1 protein-coding gene is annotated in these 1638 nt (G+C 73.6%); it reads right to left on the reverse strand.

All coding sequences use genetic code 11. The features are described 5' to 3' along the window. Positions 1–404 precede the first annotated feature (404 nt). A partial coding sequence (locus tag BBK14_RS38265; RefSeq protein ID WP_157904264.1) for a hypothetical protein occupies positions 405–1638 on the reverse strand: 1234 nt, incomplete at its 5' end.

A 1638-nucleotide genomic window follows, 5' to 3' on the forward strand; every position in this document is an offset into this window, starting at 1 on the left:
CAGCTCCTTCGCGACACACCACCCCATTTGGGTGATGGTCACGACCTGCGGGACCCGCTCCACTCATACCGATCTGAGCCCATCGTTGGCAAACGCCGTTCCTGCCACCTGTCTCACAAACCCGCACGTCCGAATGGGTCGTCGCGACCGGAGGTCGGCTCAGACATGCCAGGAACGACTCGTCACGCCGTCTCCTCATCGTGCGGAAAGAGACGCACTTAACATCCCGAATTTCCGGTGCCCGCAGGATCCAGTGCGTTACAGCCCCCCACCCGGCGACCACCACCCCGACCGCGGCCAGCAGCACACCGGCGACCGCGAATCCGGCGCGGGCGAGGTTGGTGTGGCCGTGGAACTTAGTTGTGCTGGGGAGGTCCCGCCGCGGGCGGGACCCCGCGAGGAGGTCAGGTGGGGTCGGCGGCGGCGATCGGGTCCAGGGGCAGGGTGGGCAGCGCGCGGGTGCGGCACTGCCAGCTCTGCTCCCCGTCGACCAGGACCGCCTCGTAGGGCTTGCTGTGCACGTCGCCGTTCCAGTAGTCGCGGTCGATGATCCCGATGCGGGGGCCGGCGGGTCTGGTCCGGATCGCCAGCCCGGCGAGGTCGTGGCTGACGTGCAGCCCGGCGGCGATCCACGCGGCGGCCGCGGCCGCCGCGCCGGGGTGGTGCGGGGCGAGCAGCGCGGTGATCTGCTCGGCGCTCAGTGCGGCGTCCGCCCACGTCGGCGGCCGGTCGATCAGGACCTCCACAATCTCCACGGCGTCGGCGGGCAGGATGTGCGCCCCATCGATGTCGTGGGAGGACCACCACGACCGCCGGTCGACCTGCCGGCCCGCGCGGCCGCTCTGGTACATGGTCAGCACCTCCCCGACCCGGAACGTACGGTCGACCCGCGGGTCGACCGCGCCCACCGTGGTCTCCCGCACCACCCGCACCCGCGCGGACGTCGACCAATCCCGCTCGGCGAGCCGGCCGGGCCGGGCCGGGGCGTAACGCACCCCACCGGGCAGCTGGTCCCACAGCCCGCTGTCCACGGTGTAGCCGTACCGGTCCAGCAGCTCGTTCAGCCCGTCGTCGCCGGCGGGTACGTCGACGTCCAGCTGCACCCAGTCACCGGGCTGCTCCAGCACGACCAGGCGCAGCCGGCCGCCGGCCAGCGGGGTGGCGGTCACGGTGTGACAGGTGTCCAGCGGCCGTCCCGGGCAGCGCCAGGACCCGTCCGGCCAGGCATGCCAGCCGCTCGCGGACCAGCCCAGCCGGTGAGCGAGCAGACCCGGGCGGCCCAACCGGACCCCCTGCTCGGTCTCCCGCAAGGACAGCCCGAGCGCGTCCGGTCGCCCGTCAGCCTCCCAGGCGGCCAGCAGCTCACCCTCGGGGGTGTGCGGGACGGACAGCGCCGCCCGCCGAGTGGCGTCCGCGACGGTGAGAACCTCCAGCACGTCGACGCCGTCCCGGTCACGCCACAGCACCAGCTGCTCGGGCCAGCGGCCCGCCCACACCGGCCAGTCCACCGGCGGCGTCACCCCACCGACCGGCGCGAACCAGCCTGCCTCGATCGCGTCGGCCACCTGGCCCCAGTCGGGCCGGCCGGGCTGCCCGCGCGTCCCCGCGATCCGGGCCTCGATCTCCTCCCGCCGCGAC

This window comes from Parafrankia soli (genome assembly GCF_001854695.1).
GTDB classification, from domain to species: Bacteria; Actinomycetota; Actinomycetes; order Frankiales; family Frankiaceae; genus Parafrankia; species Parafrankia soli.